This is a genomic window from Dactylosporangium sp. CA-152071 (genome assembly GCF_050936335.1).
GTDB lineage: Bacteria > Actinomycetota > Actinomycetes > Mycobacteriales > Micromonosporaceae > Dactylosporangium > Dactylosporangium maewongense.
The window spans coordinates 1,165,227-1,182,036 of record NZ_JBNJMZ010000002.1 but is presented as its reverse complement, the minus strand read 5'-3'; the positions used below and the strand labels follow the sequence as shown (position 1 = coordinate 1,182,036).

Below are 16,810 nucleotides of genomic sequence, written 5' to 3'. Positions count from 1 at the left end.
CCTGTCCCTGGCCCTCTGGGGCGTCGCACACCCTCGGGCAAGGCGGCCACGCCCTCGCAGGACATGACCGCCTGCCGATTTCAGCCCTTCATGAGTCCAACGTCGTCGAGCTGGATCCAGATGTCGCCGTGGTCCGTCCAGACGCCGCCGAACACCACGACCGAGGTGCGGTTGCCACTGTTGAAGTTCACGGTGTACCGCGTCCACGGCCCCACAGCCGTGAAGTGCGACTCGGAGATGACCGCGCCGTTGGTGCCGCGGGCGCCGAAGTACCCGTTGTCGCTGTTGGGTGAGGTGCGGAGCCAGCCGCTCAGACGGTAGTTCGTGTTGGCGGTCACCGCGACGGTCTGATGGATGTCCTGCCAGCCCTGGTTGTACCGGGCGAACGCGTTGTGGCTGCCCGAATATCCCCAGAACCCGTTGTCCAAGCCGCAGTTGCCGGCGCAGGCCCAGAACCCTCCGGTACCCGAGCCGTTGAGAGCCTCACGCTCGAAGCTCGGGTCACCCATGAGGTTCGGGTTGACGATCTGCGCGGAGGTGTTGATCTGCACCTTCATCAGGTAGACGTTGTACGGGTCCCACTGCGACATCGTGAAGTAGATGGTGCCGCCGGAGCTCCACGGGTGCATGTACCCGCCGTACAGGCCCGGGTAGTCCGCCGAGCTGACCACGACCTGCGCCGCGCTCCACGGCCCCTGCGGGCTGGTCGCGCTGCGCATGATGATGTCCTCGGCCTGCAGGTACATCATCAGCCAACGGCCGCTGTAGCTGTCGAAGCGCACCGACAGCTCCGACACCGGCGCGCTCACGATCGCGGTTGCCGCCGCCTCGTTGCCGGTCACCCAGGTGCTGCCGTTCCAGTACTGGTACGCCGCCTGGTTGAGCATCTGCGCTTCGGCCACCCGGGCCACGTAGGCGCTGCCGCCGCGCCCGCTGGGGGTCCCGTAGACGTAGACGTAGCCGCCGTTACGGGCGAATGCCTGCATCTGGAAGTGGCTGTTGAAGGAGGGGTTGTCCCAGTTCGGGGTGCCTGTGTTCACCCAGGTCTCGCCGTTGTCGTCGGAGTAGGCGATGCGGGCGTAGTTGGTGTCCCATGCTCCGGGTGGACCCCAGTGGTGCACTGACATGTAGGACACGTACTGACGGGTGCCGACCGCGATGCCCGCCGTCGGGATCTTGGTGACCTCGCCGGTGTTGTCCGGCTGGTGCAGGCCCGGCAGGATCTCCCGGGCCCGGCCGTCGGGGGCGGTGACGGCGGTGTCGAAGTGCATGCCGTCGGCCAGGTTGGTGTCGCCGGAGCGCAGCAGCACGTTGCTGCGCCAGTTCAGGTCGCCGGGGCCGAACGCGGCCCCGCCGGGCCCGACCCAGCCGTCGCCGAACGTGTCGCCGAACAGGGCCATGGTCTGGCCGGCGCCGTTGTCCCACAGGATGCCGAGGTCGGTGGACTTGACGTTCCACCGGCCGTAGGTGTCGTTGGGCCCGTTCGGCCCGGTGAGCTTCTCGACCAGGCTCGACGGCGTGTGCGCCGAGGTGGCCAGGGCCGGTGCCGGGAAGGCGGTCAGCCCGGCGGCGGTGAGGGCGAGGACCGCCGTGGCGGCGGCGGCTCTTCGCAGTGTCGTGTTCTGGTGCGGGGTGGTTCCAGCGTGCACGGCGTGCTCCTTACTCGGCACGGGATCGAGCGCTACCGGATGTAGCCCTGCCGGACACGGCACGGCAGGTGCTCGACTCCCGCGGTCGGTGGAGGCGCTGCTCAGTCCGGAAGCCTCGGTGGTGTCGCGCCGAGGTCGGGTACTGCTGCGGTGCCGAGGTGGATTTCCAGGTCGTCGGCGCTCGGGGTCGGTGGTCGGTTGGTGGTGGGGCGGTCGAGGTAGAACAGGGAGGTGGAGGCGATGTCGTCGCGGAGTGGGAGGTATCGCCAGCCGGAGCGCCAGCCGAGGGCTTGGACTTCGATGCGGAGTCGGGTGGCGAAGTGGATGGGGTCGGTGATGTGCCAGCGGTAGAGGCCGAATCGTTGCTGGCTGGCGTAGAGTCCGTCGGGGCGGATGACCTGTGGCATGCCGAGGTAGGGCGTGGAGTAGGTGGTGTAGCCGTTGCCGGGAACGTCGAAGTTCCAGGCGCCGCCGAAGTAGTCTTCGGTGCCGGTGCCGCAGATGGTGGGGTATTCGTCGTCGTCGTCGAGGTAGAACTTGACTTCGCCTTCGCCCCACCAGCCGTTGCTGTTGACGCCCCAGGCGATGTAGGTGCCGACGTAGTGGCCGGTGCCGGTGATGTTGTCGAGCAGGGTGTGGGTTTTGAGGTATTCCAGGGGGTTGCTGCGCCGCCATTGGGCGTGGAAGTAGCCGTCGTCGGTGTGGTCGCCGTTGAGTTCGTAGGTGATCTGGTAGTAGATGCGGACGGGTACCGGAGACAGGTTTTCCACGGTCCAGCGGGCGCTGGTGCGGAACGGCATCGGCCAGTAGGAGTTGAACCCGCCATGTGGGTTGGCCGCGATCATGGCGGAGCTCACCTGGGCGAACTGGCCCCAGCCGTTGCAGAAGAGGTCGCCGTAGGGGACTTCGACGGCGGGTTCGTCGGCGCCGTCCCAGTAGGCGCGTAGCAGCAGGGTGCGCCAGTTGTCGGTGTGTGTGGTGATCCAGATGTGGGTGATCTTCCCGGGGCCGTCGATCTCGGCGAGGGTGAATGTGTCGCCGGGGGCGATGTCGACGCTGGGGGAGATCTTCCAGCCGGGGCCGAGGTCGCGTGCGCAGGGCGCGCCGGTGCCTTCGGTGGCGCGGCCGCCGCCGCCCGCCGACCCGTCGAAGTTCTCCGGGCTGATCGAGCGGGTGCGCACAGAGCGCAGACGCGACACAGGCGCAGGGTAAGCGGTCATGGTTTTCACGGCTCCTCGGTCGGGCAGCGTGATCGTCAGCGTGCGGGGGATGCCGTACCCTCGTACGAAGTGGGACGGAGGCCGCGTAATCGATTTCACGGCAATGTAGGCTCTTGTCACTAGCGTGTCAATGTGAACGGGTCACGGGCGGTGCGCGACGATGCGCCCGCCTGGCTCAGCATCGCCGGACCAGTCGCGCCAGGGGCGTGGATGGGGGAATTCGTGTCAACGATCTACGAGGTGGCAGCGCTGGCCGGGGTCTCCCCGGCGACGGTGTCGCGCGTGATGAACGGCATGAACGTGTCACCGGAGCGCTCAAAGCGCGTGCGGGAGGCGGCCGAGGCCCTGTCGTTCCGGCCCAACCGCGTCGCGCAGGGCCTGCGCCGGCAGCACTCCGAGGTCATCGCACTCGTCATTCCCGACATCGAGAACCCGTTCTTCACCTCGATGGCCCGTGGTGTTGAGGATGTAGCCCAGGCCGCCGGTTACTCGGTGATGCTGTGCAACACCGACGAGGACCACGACAAAGAAGCCAGATACCTCGACATCGCGGTCAGTGCCAACATCGCCGGGGTCGTCCTGGCCGCCGCCGGTGACCGCAGCGACGTCAGCGGACTGATCGAACGCAACCGGCCGGTCGTCGCCGTCGACCGCGGCCCACACGGCTTCGACATCGACGCGGTCACCGTCGACAACCGCGCCGGCGGTAAAGCCGCAACCAAGGCGCTGCTCGACAACGGCTTCACCCGCATCGCCTGCATCACCGGTCCCCGCGACGTCGAAACCGCAGCCCAACGCGCCGACGGCTGGACCGCCGCACTCTCCGCCGCCGGCCTCGCAGCAGACGAGTCGCTGCTGCGCTACGCCAACTTCCGCATCGACGGCGGCGAACGCGCCATGACGGAACTGCTGAACCTGCCCGAACCGCCCGACGCAGTGTTCGTCGCCAACAACCTCATGAGCGTCGGCGCCCTGCAGGTACTCTCCCAACACGGCATCCTCCCCCCACGGACCGGCATGGCCATCTTCGGCGACCTGCCCTTCATGCCACTCGCACCGCTCCCCATCACGGTGGTGCACCTGCCCGCCCGGCTGATCGGCACCACCGCCGCCACGCTGCTGCTGGAGCGCATCAACGGCGACGACCAACCGGCCCGCACCATCGTGCTGCGCAACCGTCTCGCGCAGCTCTGACGCCGTCCGTCCGGCACCACGGCGGTGGTTCGGCATTGACGATGAAATCGATTTCTGACATCTTGGTGCCATGTCGAACACCGCCACGATCGTCGGCATCGACGTCGGCACTTCCAGTACCAAAGGTGTGCTCGTCGCACTCGACGGCACCATCCTGGCGACCGTCTCCCGCGCCCACGAGGTCAGCACCCCGCGGCCCGGACACGTCGAGATGGACCCAGCGATCTGGTGGGACGAGGCCGTCTCCATCACTCGGGAGCTGCTGACCGCGACAGGCCAGACGCAAGGCCAGGACATCGTCGCGGTCGGGGTCAGCGGCATGGGCCCATGCGTCGTGCTCACCGACGAGACCGGCACCCTGCTGCGCCCCGGCATCCTCTACGGCGTCGACACCCGCGCGACCGCACAGATCGCCCGGCTCACCCACGAGCTCGGCGGTGCCGCCGCGATCCGTGCGCAGACCGGCTCCGCGCTGTCGACACAGAGTGTCGGGCCGAAGCTCTCCTGGCTCGCCGAGCACGAGCCCGATGTCTGGGCCCGCGCCCGACGACTGTTCATGCCGGCCAGCTGGCTCGGGTGGAACCTCACCGGCGCCTATTACCTCGACCAGCACTCGGCCAGCCAGTGCACCCCGATGTACGACGCAGCCAGCCAGGACTGGCACCAGCGCTGGGCCGCACCCCTCGCCGGCCCGCTGACCCTGCCACCCCTGGTCTGGCCGGCCGACGTCATCGGCACCGTCAGCGCGGACGCCGCGGCACAGACCGGCCTGGCGGCAGGAACCCCGGTCATCGCCGGGACCATCGATGCCTGGTCCGAGGCCGTCAGCGTCGGCGCGCAACAGCTCGGCGACCTCATGCTCATGTACGGCACCACGATGTTCCTCGTGCACACCACTGCTCTGCACAACACCTCACCGGTGCTGTGGGGCACCACCGGCGCGTTCCCGGGCACCCGCAACCTCGCCGCAGGCATGGCGACGTCCGGCGCGATCACCTCCTGGCTGCACGACCTCTTCGGTGCCCCCGGCCACCCGCAGCTGCTGGCCGAGGCGCACGAGTCCGGCGTCGGCGCACGCGGCCTGCTGATGCTGCCGTACTTCGCCGGTGAGCGCACCCCGATCGCCGACCCGGACGCTCGCGGCGTGATCGCCGGACTGACCACCGCGCACACCCGCGGCGACCTGTACCGGGCGGCGCTGGAAGCCACCGCGTTCGGCGTGCGGCACAACATCGAGGCGTTCGAGCACGCCGGTGCACGCATCGACCGGATCGTCGCCGTCGGCGGCGGCACCCGCGGCGGGCTCTGGCCGCAGATCGTCTCCGACGTCACCGGCCGCCGGCAGCTGGTGCCGGAGAAGACCATCGGCGCGAGCTACGGCGCGGCGTACCTTGCCGCCGGCGCCGTGACAGGACCCAGCGAGACGGCAGACATCGAACGCTGGAACCCGATCGTCGAGCGGCTCAAGCCCGACCCGCGGGCGACCGAGGCCTACGACCGGCGCTACCGACAGTACCTCGAGCTCTACCCGGCAACCTCGACGATCGCGCACGCACTCGCCCAGGACGAGCAACGAGGACAGTCATGAGCATGGCCACCGGTCACCGGATCCTGGACGGTACAGCAGCCGCGGCGGCGTTCCCGCTGGGCGGCATCGGCACCGGCAATGTCTCCATCGGCGCCCGCGGTGAACTGCGCGACTGGGAGCTGTGCAACGCGCCGGACAAGGGCGCCCGGCTGCCGTTCACGGGCTTCGCCATCCGCACCGCCCGGGCCGGCGCCGAACCGGTCACCCGGATCCTGGAGTCCCGCCTGCCCGCGCCGCACGACGGCGACCAGGGTTACGACGCCGGTCGGCTGGCCGGCCTGCCCCGCCTGCGCGGCAGCCGGATGCAGGGGCAGTACCCGCTGCTGCGGGTGGACTTCGACGACGACGACCTCGGCGTCGAGGTGTCCCTGACTGCGTTCACGCCGCTCGTGCCACTGGACGCGGACGCGTCCGGCATGCCGTGCGCGGTGCTGCGGTACACGGTGACCAACCCGTCTGACACCCCTGTCGACGTGACCGTCGTCGGATCTCTCGCCAACCCCGTGGGCGTCGTCGGGCGCAACGTGTTCCACTTCCCCGAGTACACCGGCCAACCGGGCAACACCTGGCGTGACGACGGGCGTCTGCGGGGAATCCTCTTCGGCACCGACCTCGGCGCGGACCATCTGCGCTTCGGCAGCGTTGCACTCACCACCACCGACACCGACACCACCGCCAAACCGCAGTGGCTGAGTGGCTTCTGGCAGGACGGCGTCCAGGTCTTCTGGGACGACCTGCGCGACGACGGTCGCCTCGACCCGGAGACCGAGTTCAGCCTCGACCCGCCACCGCACCCGGACTGGTTCACCCGGCTGCGGGTCGGCTCCCTCGGCATCCCGGCCCAGCTCGCCGGGCACGCCACCCGCGACTTCGAGTTCCTGCTCACCTGGCACTTCCCGAACCGGCCGCGTGCCTGGCAGGGCAACATCCGGCTCGACGACACCCGGGCCGGCGAGGTCGTCCGCAACCACTACGCGACCCGGTTCACCGACGCCTGGCACGTCGCGGAGCGCCTCGCCGACGATCTGCCGATCCTCGAGGCCGGCACCCGGGCGTTTCATGCCGCGCTGTTCCACAGCACCCTGCCGCCCGAGGTCGTCGACGCGGCCGCCGCCAACCTCACCGTGCTGCGCAGCACCACCTGCTTCCGGCTCGAGGGCGGAGTCTTCGCCGCCTGGGAGGGCAGCTTCGAGCACTCCGGCAGCTGCGAGGGCACCTGCACGCACGTGTGGAACTACGCGCAGACGGCGGCGTTCCTCTTCCCGGAGCTGGAGCGCAGCGCCCGGCGCACCGAGTTCCTGCACGAGACCCGTGACGACGGCCGGATGAACTTCCGGGCCAACAGCGTGTTCGGCAACGAACCATGGGACTTCCACGCCGCTGCCGACGGCCAGCTCGGCGCGGTGATCCGGCTGTACCGCGAGTGGCGCTTCAGCGGTGACGACGACTTCCTCAAGGAGGTGTTTCCCGGCGCGCGGCGGGCTCTGGACTTCGCGTTCGGTGCCTGGGACTCCGACGGTGACGGTGTACTGGACAGCAAGCAGCACAACACGTACGACATCGAATTCTTCGGCCCGAACTCGCTGTCCAACTCGCTGTTCGCCGCGGCGCTGCACGCGGCAGCCCGGATGGCGCAGCACCTCGGCGACACGGACACCGCCACCCGGTTCCGCGACGCCGCGCACCGCTGCGCCGAACGCATGGACGCGCTGCTGTTCAACGGCGAATACTACGAGCAGCGCATCGACGACGTCGACGAGCACCGGTACCAGTACGGGCGGGGCTGCCTCAGCGACCAGGTGTTCGGGCAGCAGCTGGCGCATGTCGTCGGGCTCGGGCACGTACTGCCCGCCGAGCACGCCCGGTCGGCGATCGCGGCAGTCCACCGGTACAACTTCCGTAGCGACCTGACGAAGCACTACAGCGTGCAGCGCACCTACGCCCTCGACGACGAGGCCGGACTGCTGCTGTGCTCATGGCCGCACGGCGGACGCCCGCGCATCCCGTTCGTCTACTCCGACGAGGTGTGGACCGGCATCGAATACCAGGTCGCCAGCCACCTCATCTACGAAGGCCTGGTCGAGGACGGGCTGTCCGTCGTCCGGGCGGTCCGCGACCGGCACGACGGCCGGCGGCGCAACCCGTGGAACGAGGTCGAGTGCGGCAACCACTACGCCCGCTCGCTCGCCAGCTGGGCGCCGCTGCTCGCCCTCAGCGGCGTCGACTACGACGCGCCGGCCGCCACCCTGACCATCCGCCCGCGCCTGGACACGCCGACGCTCAGGAGCATCTTCACCACCGGCACCGGCTGGGGCGAGGTCCACCTCACCCCAGCCGGCGCGCGGATGGTGCTGCACGGCGGCTCGCTCGACCTGACCAGGCTCGTCATCGAGCACGCGACGCTCGGTCGCCTGCAGGCCACCGGCGTCAGCCTCGAGGCGGGCGGCGCGCTCGACCTACCAGCACACCCGATACCCCCGGAGGAACAATGACAAGTCCCTACACGCTGCCCGTACCCCTGCGGCGGCCGGACACCGAACCGGCGACGGTGTACCTGGTGGCCAGCGGCGACCTCCGGCCGAGTGCCAACCTCCGCTGCTGGCCCACCCAGCAGCAGTTCGAGGCCGATGTCACCGCGGCGCTGGCACGGCTTGGCTGGCGGGCCGTGCGCACCCACCCGTTCGACGAGGCGAAGGGGCACGGGTTCATCGACAGCCAGCGCCTCGGCATCGAGGTGTTCAAGAACATTCCGTCGGACGCGCCGCTGATCGTCGCCGAGGCGGTGTGGCAGTACAGCCACCACGTCCTGGCCGGGCTTCGGACCCACCGGGGTCCGATCCTGGTGGTGGCGAACTGGTCGGGTGCGTTCCCGGGCCTCGTCGGTCTGCTCAACCTGACCGCCAGCCTCACCAAGGCCGACGTCCTGCACTCGGCGCTGTGGAGCGAGGACTTCACCGACGAGTGGGCGGTCAGCGGGCTCCAGGAGTGGCTGGACACCGGCACCGTCACGCACGACCTGTCGCACGTGCGCGATCTGCCGCCGCTGGACGAGCACCGGCCCGAGGTGCTGCTCGGCGCCGCCCTCGCCCGGCAGCTGCAGGACGAGAAGGCCATCATCGGTGTGTTCGACGAAGGCTGCATGGGCATGTACAACGCCATCTTCGACGACGAGCTGCTCAACCCCCTCGGCATCTTCAAGGAACGGCTGTCGCAGAGCGCCCTGGTCGCAGAGATGGCCCGGGTTAGCGACGAGGAGGCCGCGGCGGTCAAGGAGTGGCTCGATGCGCGTGGCTTCACGTTCCACTTCGGCACCGACGAGGCGACCGAGCTGACCGAGGCGCAGGTGACCAGCCAGTTCAAGATGTACATCGCGGCGGTGCGGATCAGCGACGACTACGGGCTCGACGCGGTCGGCATCCAGTACCAGCAAGGGCTCAAGGACGTGGTGCCAGCCAGCGACCTGGCCGAGGGTCTGCTCAACAACGTCGACCGGCCGCCGGTGCGCAGCCGCGACGGCAGTCGCGAACTGTACGCGGGGGCGCCGCTGCCGCACTTCAACGAGGTCGACGAGGGCGTGGCCGTCGACGCCCTCGTCACGAACCGGCTGTGGAACGCGATGGGCTTCGACCCGGCGACGACGCTGCACGACATCCGGTGGGGCGAGGAGTACGAGGGCGAGTTCGTCTGGGTGTTCGAGATCTCGGGCTCGGTGCCGGCGTCGCACAACGGCGGCTACGACAAGAGCTACAGCATGCGGCAGCCACCGATGTTCTTCCCCCTCGGTGGCGGCACGCTGAGCGGGGTGTCGAAGCCGGGCGAGGTCGTGTGGTCACGGGTGTTCATCATGGACGGCGACCTGCACGTCGACATCGGCCGGAGCACGGTACGTGGCCTGCCCGCGGACGAGACGCAGCGGCGCCTGGACGCCACCGACCGGCAGTGGCCGATCATGCATGCCGTCCTGCACGGCATTGGCCGCGACCAGCTGATGGCTCGGCACAAGGCCAATCATGTACAGGTCGCTTACTGCCCGGATGCTGACGCGGCCGACCGTGCGCTGCTGGCGAAAGCGGCACTCTTCGACGAGCTGGGCGTGATCGTGCACCTGTGCGGTGACGTCAAGATCTGACCACTGGCGGGGTTGACAACACGGTTGCATGCGTTGAGGGTGTGTAGATATAGCGCCGCGCGGAACAGTATTTGCACACCCTCTGATCCGGGTCGCAGGAACGGAGCAACCCCCATATGACCGACACCTACGATGTGGTAGTGCTGGGCACCGGCGCGGGCGGCCTGTCCGCAGCGGTCACGGCCGCCGCGCTGGGCGCGTCTGTCGGCCTGTTCGACAAAACGCCGACCGTCGGCGGGACCACCGCCGTCTCCGGCGGCGTCGTCTGGGTCCCCGCCCACGAGCGCCCCGACGCACCTGCGTCGCTGCCTGCCGAGGACGCGCTGGCCTATCTGGGCGCACTGTCCAACGGCACGATCGACGAGCAGCTCGCGGAGGTCTTCGTGCGGTCCGCCCCGGCCGCCGTCGGGTTTCTGGAGCAGCACACGCCGCTGCGGCTGTCCGTCACCGCCGGGTTCCCCGACTACAAACCCGAACTGCCGGGCGGCAAGCCGGAAGGCGGCCGGTCGTTGAGCCCCGCGCCTTTCGACGCCGCCGGCCTCGGCGAGTGGGCTGATCGGCTGACCGCATTCCCCAATGACTACAGCAACGTCGGCTTCGATGCGGAGACGCGGGCGCGGATCTGGGGCGACCGGGCCACGGCGAGCGACGGCGTGGCCGCCGACGGCAGTGACGTGAGGGTAGCCGGTGCCGCGTTGGTGGCCGCGTTGCTGCGCGGACTGCTGGACCTCGGCGTCGAGCCGCTGACCTCCACGCGGGCGGTCGACCTGGTGGTGCGGGACAACACCGTGACCGGAGTCGTCGTCGAAGGGCCGCACGGCCGCCGGGTCGTCCACGCCCGGCGCGGCGTGGTCATCGCCACCGGCGGGTTCGAATGGGACCGCACCCTGGTGAAGGCGTTCCTGCGGGGTCCGATGAACGGCCCGACCTCACCGCCGAACAACACCGGCGACGGCCTGCGGATGGCGATGAAGGCCGGCGCCGCCCTGGGTACCATGGCCGAGGCGTGGTGGGTGCCGATCGTGCGGATTCCCGGCGACACGTTCGGCGGCCAGCAACGCCACCGGAGCGTCAGGCTGGAGCGCACCCGCCCGCGCACCATCATGGTCAACCGGCACGGTCGCCGGTTCGCCAACGAGGCCAGCGACTATCACAGTCTCGGCGGCGCGTTCCATCAGTTCGATCCGGCCCGGTTCGAATACCCGAACCTGCCGGCCTGGATCGTCTTCGACCACACGCATCTGGCGCGCTACGGATTTCTCGGCGTCACCGCCGAGGATCCTGTACCCGACTGGTTCCACCGCTCCGCGACCCTCGCGGAGCTCGCCGGCGCCGTCGGCATCGACGGACCAGCCCTGGACGCGACCGTCGCGTCGTGGAACCGCGACGTCGAGCACCTGCGGGACCCCCGCTTCGGGCGCGGGCAGAGCGCCTACGACGGGCACTGGGGCGACACCACCGCCCCGACCGTCGCCGCGCGGACACTCGGCCCGGTCGACACGGCACCGTACTACGCCGTGCGCGTCGACATCGGCTGCATGGGGACGAAAGGCGGGCCGCGCACCGACGACAACGGCCAGGTCCTCAACCTAGACGGCCAGCCGATCGGCGGCCTGTACGCCGCCGGCAACGCGATGGCCGGGACCACCGGCATGGCCTACGGCGGCGCCGGCGGCACCATCGGACCGGCCCTCACCTGGGGGCACCGCGCCGCGCACCACGCCGTCACCGGTTCGAAAGCGCCGATGGCATGAGACGCGGGACGATTGTCGTGGACGGGCTCACCACCGGCTTCGTGGAGGCCGGCGAGGGTGAGCCGGTGGTGCTCCTCCACGGCGGAGAGTTCGGCGCCGATGCCGAACTCGCGTGGGAGCACACCATTGCGGCGCTCGCCGAGCGCTACCGGGTGGTGGCGCCGGACCAGCTCGGCTACGGCCGGACCGCCAAGGTGATCGACTTCGTGCACGGCAGACGGATGCGGATCCGGCATGTCGCACGGTTCTGTGACGCGCTCGGCATCGAGTCCGCTACGTTCATCGGCAACTCCATGGGTGCGGTGAACCTGCTGGTCGACGCCACCTCCGACGTCCCGCTCCTGCCGATCCGGGGCATCGTCGCGATCTGCGGTGGGGGAGAGATCCTCAGCAACGAGCACGTGGACGCGCTGTACGACTACGACGCCACCTTCCCCGCCATGCGCCGCCTGGTCGCGGCCCTCTTCCATGACCCGTCCTACCCGGCCGACGACGACTACGTCCGGCGGCGGTTCGAGTCCAGCACGGCGCCCGGCGCCTGGGAGACCATCGCAGCCGCCAGGTTCCGGCGCCCGGACGCCGCCGTTGCGAGCGGGGGACGTGCGGAGCCGGACTACGGCCGCATCACCGTCCCGGTCCTGTTCGTCGAGGGCGGCGCCGACAAGCTCAAGCCACCCGGTTGGGCCAGGCGCCTTGCCGGCCAGGTGCGCGACGGGCGCAGCACCGTCATCGACGACGCGGGTCACTGCCCCCAGATCGAGCAGCCGGCCGAGGTGAACCGCCAGATCCTGGACTTCCTGGCCGACCCGAGCGGCGGCGGTTGCGGATGAGTGGGCAGCTGCGTTCAGACGACTACACCGACCTCATCCGGCTCAACGGTCAGGTCCACGTCGTCGTCGGCGTCGGGCCGGGCATAGGCCGGGAGACCGCCGTGGCACTCGCGACCGCCGGCGCCGCCGTCGTCTGCGTCGACGTGGACGAGGCCCAGGCGACCGCGGTCGCCGAGGAGGTCGGCGGCGCCGCCGCGGTCTGCGACATCACCGCGCCCGACGCCTTCGCCCAGGTCCTGGCAGACGCCGAGCGACGGTTCGGCCGTGTCGACGGGGTCACCGACGTCGTGGGCCTCGTGCGGTGGAGGCCGCTGACCGACGCCGGTGACGACGACTGGCGATGGCAGAGCGACGTGGTCGCCGCGCAGGCCGTGCGAGTCCTGCGGACCTCGGTGCCGTATCTGCGGCGGGCCGGCGGAGGATCACTGACCTACATCGCGTCCGTGTCCGCGTTCACCAGCGCCCCGGGCCACGGCCTGTACGGGATGGCGAAGTCCGCACTGCTGTCGATGGTCCGCACGGCCGCCGTCGAACTCGGACCGTACGGAATCCGGGTCAATGCGGTGTCACCCGGAGCGACGCTCACCCCGCGGATGGCGGCCGACCCGCGGTTCGAGAGCGCGAACCGCGCGAACGCCGCGCGGACACCGCTGCGCAAGCTTGCCCGACCGCACGACATCGCGGCCGCCGTGCTGTTCCTCTCGTCCCGGCTGGCCGGCCACGTGACCGGCCACGACCTGGTGGTCGACGGTGGCCTCACCAACATCTGGCCGCTGGAACCGCCGGCCGCGGAGGGAGCTTCGTGAAGGGGCCAGCGTGGCCGCCGTTCGATCGGGTCGCGGTCAGGTATGACGCCGTCGTGCCCTTCTTCGCCGGACTTCCAGCGCCGCTCAAGTCCGTGTAGCGCTTGCCGATGTGGCCGGCATGCGCCTCGGACAAGCTTCGGCGGGCCGCCCGTCGGGCCTGGGGCGGCTGCTCATCGCCGGCCTGGTCTGCGCTGAAGGTGCGGTTGTAGCCTGCGATGCGGCTGAGGTGTTCAGTCTTGCCGCAGCGGCGACCGTCAGCTGGTGCATCATCGTCGGTAACCTGACCCTGTTCACGGTCATCTCGCACCGCGTGGTGACCGCCCTCCCTGCCGGTGACCCGCGCAGGCTGTTCTGGAAGGTGAGCAGGCTCGCCGGTGGCCTGTGCACCCTCGGGTACGCCGTCCATCTCGTGACCGTGCTGGACCGACCGGAGCAGGGACTGGGCGAGCACGGCATCGCCCAGGCCGCCGCGTTCGTCGGCATGCTGATGCTGGCGCTGGGCCTGTTGATGTTTCCGGTCGCGCGGGAGAGCAGGGCCCAGCACGGCATGTTCTGGCTCGACGTGGCCACCGTCATGGTGGCCGTCGGCGCGGGCGGGGCGTATTCGGCAATTGGTGCCACCGCCGCCGACCATACGGTCGATACCGTGTTCCGGGTCGTGGTCAGTCAGGTGCTGATGATGGTCGTGACGCTCGCGGTGGTGAAGCTGGCGGTATCCGGAACGGGCCCGCTCAGTCGCTCCGCCACCGTCTTCGCCGCGACAGCCGCGCTGCTCGGCGGTGTCTCTGGAACGCTGCACGACCAGCTCGTCGCCTCCGGGCGGTCCGGGATCTACCTTGCGATATTTCTCGCGACGAACGTTGGGCTGACAGCGGTGGCGTTGGCGCAGCAACGATCCGTGTCGTCGCCCGGTGGTGCCTCCAGACGGAGACGGCCCTTCAGCCGCTTGCCGTACCTGGCCGTGGCGTTCGTCTTTGTTCTGCTGTCCTTCTCGTTGGTCCGGGACGGCATCGGCGTACGGACATGGGTGGTGGTCGGCGCGGCGGCGCTCGTGACGGCGCTGGTCATCGTGCGGCAGCTAACCTCGTTCGCCGACAACGCCCGGCTGCTGTCCGCACTGGAGCGCAGCCTGGCCGAGCGTGAAGCCCTGACGCGGGCGCTGCACAACATGGCGTACTCCGACACCCTCACCGGTCTCGACAACCGTCCCATGTTCATGCGCACGCTGGACGCGGCACTGCAGGCCGAGCGCGACTCCGGCCGATGCGTGGCGGTGGTCCTCATCGATCTCGACGATTTCAAGCCGGTCAACGACCAGCATGGCCATGCAGCAGGAGACGCCGTGCTGCGCGAGGTGGGAGCCCGGTTGCGGGCGTGCGCCCGGGAGGAGGACGGCGTCGCGCGTCTCGGTGGTGACGAGTTCGCCCTGGTCCTGGACTGGGCGTTGACGTCCGACGCCCTGGTGGCGCTGGCCACCCGGGTCCGTGACGCGGTGGCGCAGCCGATCCAGGTGGCCTCAGGTGTCTGGACTGGCGTCGGGGCGAGCATCGGCGTCGCTACTGACCGCGGCGGCACGTGCAGCTCCGATGAGCTCCTCCAACGGGCCGACCAGGCGATGTACGTGGCGAAGCGCGGCGGTAAGAACGGCTTCCACCTGGCGGGCGCGCTGCCGCGCGACGTGGAACGGTTTGTGCCCGAGGGCGTGAGGAGCAGCCCGGTGTAGCCGTGCGCGACCCGTCCCGGCGGCTGGAACCGGGAGATGTGTCCTCCGATGCCGCCGGGCGCTATGCGGGCAGCGCCTCGCCGACCTGCCTGGCGGCGTTGAGGATGGACGCCTCGGCGGCCTTGGCCTGGTCCTCGCGGTAGGTGATGAGATTGAGGCAGGCGCGCGGGCTGCAGTTCGGGATTGGCGCCGCGACGCCGTAGCAGCCGATCTCGATCTCGCCGACGCTGGTGGCGTAGCCGCGCTCGCGGGCCAGCGCAACCTCGGCCGGCTCGCCGGCCACCTGCGGCCCGGCGGCCAGCAGCGCGTAGCCGGCCGCGCCGCGGTTGATGGGGGTGCGCATCCCGGCCTTGAAGGCGATGTGGTGCGACGTGGTCGTCGGCTCGACCAGCTCGATCGACACCGCTTCCGCGCCGTTGGCGACGAAGAGGGACACGGTGCAGCCGAGCTCGTCGGCCACCTCCCGCATGACCGGGATCGCGAGCTCCCGCAGGGTGGGCAGGTATGCGTCGGCGAGGGTGGCGAGGCGGGGACCGGCCCGGTAGAAGCTGTCGGCGCTCTGGCTGACGAAGCCGAAGTCGGCGAGGGTCTGCAGGAGCCGGTAGGCGATCGAGCGGTGGACGCCCAGCTCCGTGGCGAGCTGCTGGATGGTCACGCCGTTGGGCGACTCGACCACCGAGAGCAACGCACGCAGCCCGCGGGCGAGGGTCTGGCTGCCCACCTGGGTGCGCCCCGTCGACTGTTCCGTCATGCCACATCCCCTTGATCGAGCCGGTCCGCCGGACGCTGGCGGGCGGACCCACAGCTTCCCACGGGAGGTGTCTGCCGTTGACCGGCTCTACCGGCCGTGCGTAACCTTCGTACAAATAACGAGCAGGCTGATGTAAATAACGATACACCCCGACCCATCTCGGGTCGAGAGGGGACCCGCCATGCCACTCGCGCTGTGTACGACATCCCACTCGCCGCTGATCGGCCTCCACGACCCGGATCCGCAGGTGCGGGCCGAGGTCGACGGGGTGCTCGCCGAGGCCCGCGCGTTCGTCGCCGGCTTCGCCCCGGACCTGGTGGTCGTCTTCGCTCCCGACCACTACAACGGCTTCCTCTACGACATGATGCCGTCGTTCTGCGTCGGGGCGGCGGCGAGCTCGGTGGGTGACTACGGGCTGCCGTCGGGCCCGCTCGATGTCGACCGCGACGCCGCTTACGCCATCGCCACCGCCGTGCTCGACGCCGGCGTCGACGTCGCCGTCTCCGAGGACATGCAGGTCGACCACGGGCTCGTGCAGCCGCTGACCTTCCTCTTCGCATCCCTGACCGTCGTCCCGGTGGTCCCGATCTTCATCAACTGCGTCGCGGAGCCGCTCGGGCCTGCCGTGCGGGCCCGGCTGCTGGGTGCCGCGGTGGGGGAGGCCGCACGGGACCTCGACCGCCGCGTCCTCGTCGTGGGCTCGGGTGGGCTGTCGCACGATCCGCCGGTGCCCCGGCTGGCGGAGGCGCCGCCTGAGGTGGTCGAGCGGTTGAAGCGCGGACGCAACCCCACCCGGGAGCAGCGGGCCCAGCGCGAGGGCCGGACCATCGCGGCGGCCCGCGACTTCGCGGAGGGTCGTGGCCCCTACCGCCCGCTCAACCCGGCGTGGGACGGGTTCGTCCTGGACGTCCTCGCTGACGGCGACTTCGGTGCCCTCGACGGTCGCGACAACGACTGGTTCGTCGAGCAGGGCGGCCACTCGGCGCACGAGGTGCGCACCTGGATCGCCGCCTACGCGGCGCTGGCCGCGCAGGGTCCCTATGCGGTCCGCTCCACGTACTACCGCGCCATCCCCGAGTGGTTCGCCGGATTCGCCACCACCACGGCGCTGCCCCGCTGACCGCGGACTGACGAAGAGGACCGCCCCGTGGTCCGGCCGCGGGGCG

Annotated in this window: 12 protein-coding genes; 9 read left to right on the top strand and 3 right to left on the bottom strand. The window is 70.1% G+C overall.

What is annotated here, in order from left to right:
• Window positions 1–80 precede the first annotated feature (80 nt).
• Both ACQEVZ_RS45550 and ACQEVZ_RS45545 read right to left on the bottom strand, forming a co-directional pair.
• A complete protein-coding gene (locus ACQEVZ_RS45550; RefSeq protein ID WP_433379930.1) occupies window positions 81–1,649 on the bottom strand; it encodes a DUF4185 domain-containing protein in 1,569 nt (522 codons plus the stop codon).
• A 101-nt stretch (window positions 1,650–1,750) separates the two neighbouring features.
• Window positions 1,751–2,848: a glycoside hydrolase family 172 protein gene (locus ACQEVZ_RS45545; RefSeq protein ID WP_433379927.1), complete on the bottom strand. Its 1,098-nt coding sequence runs from the start codon at window positions 2,846–2,848 to the stop codon at window positions 1,751–1,753.
• Between the two features lie 243 nt (window positions 2,849–3,091).
• On the opposite strand from ACQEVZ_RS45545, the gene ACQEVZ_RS45540 reads away from it, so the two are divergent.
• The 8 genes from ACQEVZ_RS45540 to ACQEVZ_RS45505 all read left to right on the top strand — a co-directional run bounded on the left by ACQEVZ_RS45540 (window position 3,092) and on the right by ACQEVZ_RS45505 (window position 14,893).
• Window positions 3,092–4,063: a LacI family DNA-binding transcriptional regulator gene (locus ACQEVZ_RS45540; RefSeq protein WP_433379924.1), complete on the top strand. Its 972-nt coding sequence runs from the start codon at window positions 3,092–3,094 to the stop codon at window positions 4,061–4,063.
• Between the two features lie 70 nt (window positions 4,064–4,133).
• Window positions 4,134–5,651: an FGGY-family carbohydrate kinase gene (locus ACQEVZ_RS45535; RefSeq protein WP_433379921.1), complete on the top strand. Its 1,518-nt coding sequence runs from the start codon at window positions 4,134–4,136 to the stop codon at window positions 5,649–5,651.
• A 2-nt stretch (window positions 5,652–5,653) separates the two neighbouring features.
• On the top strand, window positions 5,654–8,143 hold the full coding sequence (locus ACQEVZ_RS45530) for a GH116 family glycosyl-hydrolase (RefSeq protein WP_433379918.1): 2,490 nt from the start codon (window positions 5,654–5,656) through the stop codon (window positions 8,141–8,143).
• Window positions 8,140–9,780 carry a fucose isomerase gene (locus ACQEVZ_RS45525; protein WP_433379915.1) on the top strand — a complete coding sequence of 547 codons (1,641 nt, stop codon included), beginning with the start codon at window positions 8,140–8,142 and terminating at the stop codon, window positions 9,778–9,780. Before ACQEVZ_RS45530 ends, ACQEVZ_RS45525 begins: the two co-directional genes overlap by 4 nt.
• A gap of 116 nt (window positions 9,781–9,896) precedes the next feature.
• Window positions 9,897–11,534, top strand: coding sequence for an FAD-dependent oxidoreductase (locus tag ACQEVZ_RS45520; RefSeq protein ID WP_433379912.1), 1,638 nt, complete (start codon window positions 9,897–9,899; stop codon window positions 11,532–11,534).
• Window positions 11,531–12,364, top strand: coding sequence for an alpha/beta fold hydrolase (locus ACQEVZ_RS45515; RefSeq protein ID WP_433379909.1), 834 nt, complete (start codon window positions 11,531–11,533; stop codon window positions 12,362–12,364). The genes ACQEVZ_RS45520 and ACQEVZ_RS45515 overlap by 4 nt, the downstream gene beginning before the upstream one ends.
• Window positions 12,361–13,170, top strand: coding sequence for an SDR family NAD(P)-dependent oxidoreductase (locus tag ACQEVZ_RS45510; protein ID WP_433379906.1), 810 nt, complete (start codon window positions 12,361–12,363; stop codon window positions 13,168–13,170). Before ACQEVZ_RS45515 ends, ACQEVZ_RS45510 begins: the two co-directional genes overlap by 4 nt.
• A 118-nt stretch (window positions 13,171–13,288) precedes the next feature.
• A complete protein-coding gene (locus ACQEVZ_RS45505; RefSeq protein ID WP_433379903.1) occupies window positions 13,289–14,893 on the top strand; it encodes a diguanylate cyclase in 1,605 nt (534 codons plus the stop codon).
• A 61-nt stretch (window positions 14,894–14,954) separates the two neighbouring features.
• Here ACQEVZ_RS45505 and ACQEVZ_RS45500 read toward each other — a convergent pair whose 3' ends face one another.
• Window positions 14,955–15,644, bottom strand: coding sequence for an IclR family transcriptional regulator (locus ACQEVZ_RS45500; RefSeq protein ID WP_433379900.1), 690 nt, complete (start codon window positions 15,642–15,644; stop codon window positions 14,955–14,957).
• A 181-nt stretch (window positions 15,645–15,825) separates the two neighbouring features.
• Here ACQEVZ_RS45500 and ACQEVZ_RS45495 point away from each other — a divergent pair, with 181 nt between their 5' ends.
• Window positions 15,826–16,764 carry a 3-carboxyethylcatechol 2,3-dioxygenase gene (locus ACQEVZ_RS45495; protein WP_433379897.1) on the top strand — a complete coding sequence of 313 codons (939 nt, stop codon included), beginning with the start codon at window positions 15,826–15,828 and terminating at the stop codon, window positions 16,762–16,764.
• Window positions 16,765–16,810 lie beyond the last annotated feature (46 nt).

Bases quoted from the DNA above. Each gene is read 5' to 3' on its own strand.
- ACQEVZ_RS45535 (WP_433379921.1), top strand. From the start codon at position 4,134: ATGTCGAACACCGCCACGATCGTCGGCATCGACGTCGGCACTTCCAGT.
- ACQEVZ_RS45530 (WP_433379918.1), top strand. From the start codon at position 5,654: ATGGCCACCGGTCACCGGATCCTGGACGGTACAGCAGCCGCGGCGGCG.
- ACQEVZ_RS45525 (WP_433379915.1), top strand. From the start codon at position 8,140: ATGACAAGTCCCTACACGCTGCCCGTACCCCTGCGGCGGCCGGACACC.
- ACQEVZ_RS45520 (WP_433379912.1), top strand. From the start codon at position 9,897: ATGACCGACACCTACGATGTGGTAGTGCTGGGCACCGGCGCGGGCGGC.
- ACQEVZ_RS45515 (WP_433379909.1), top strand. From the start codon at position 11,531: ATGAGACGCGGGACGATTGTCGTGGACGGGCTCACCACCGGCTTCGTG.
- ACQEVZ_RS45510 (WP_433379906.1), top strand. From the start codon at position 12,361: ATGAGTGGGCAGCTGCGTTCAGACGACTACACCGACCTCATCCGGCTC.
- ACQEVZ_RS45505 (WP_433379903.1), top strand. From the start codon at position 13,289: ATGCGCCTCGGACAAGCTTCGGCGGGCCGCCCGTCGGGCCTGGGGCGG.
- ACQEVZ_RS45500 (WP_433379900.1), bottom strand. From the start codon at position 15,644: ATGACGGAACAGTCGACGGGGCGCACCCAGGTGGGCAGCCAGACCCTC.
- ACQEVZ_RS45495 (WP_433379897.1), top strand. From the start codon at position 15,826: ATGCCACTCGCGCTGTGTACGACATCCCACTCGCCGCTGATCGGCCTC.